Consider the following 611-nt stretch of genomic DNA (forward strand, 5'->3'; position numbering starts at 1 on the left):
GGCTGTACGATAAATAGAGTTGATAGGCATTTTGCCATCAACTCTATTTTTGTATACCATTTATTAATAAAACTATTTTAGAACATCAAAAAGACACCATCCATACCTTTAGATGTTCTACCCTCTACAGCTTCACAATGAAAGGAATTTGAATGATGTCCCTAAGTAATAAGTCTATACGAAACGCTCTTGAAATGAAAGATGAGAATATTATCTTTACTGAAGACTCAAAATTTATGTTAGTTAATGGCATCAAGTCCTTAGTCTATTTTGCAATGCTAACTAAACAGATTGACCGTTGTCTTAACTGTGGCCTTGCAGGCCACTTAGTTAAGAATGGATTTAATAAAAATATGATAGTCGCTCCATCATTATCATTACGTCCAACGTATATAAGTCTGAAACGTCAAAAGTATAAATGTAAATCTTGTAACTCTATCTTTGTAGCCAAAACTAGTTATGTTTGGGAATATTGTCAAATCGCACAACCTGTTAGACAAATGATCTTATCAGAAACTGCTTTTAATACATCATTGAAGGATATCGGCAGACGTTTTAACGTCTCCGATAAGACCGTTCAACGTATCATCGATGAAGAAGCCAAGATGCAC

At 34.0% G+C, this 611-nt stretch carries 1 pseudogene; it reads left to right on the plus strand.

Going from position 1 to position 611, the window contains the following annotated elements:
* Positions 1-155 precede the first annotated feature (155 nt).
* A pseudogene (locus tag FD26_RS10775) lies at positions 156-611 on the plus strand (transposase family protein); the annotation flags it as partial.

Source organism: Companilactobacillus crustorum JCM 15951 (genome assembly GCF_001434585.1).
Taxonomy (GTDB): domain Bacteria; phylum Bacillota; class Bacilli; order Lactobacillales; family Lactobacillaceae; genus Companilactobacillus; species Companilactobacillus crustorum.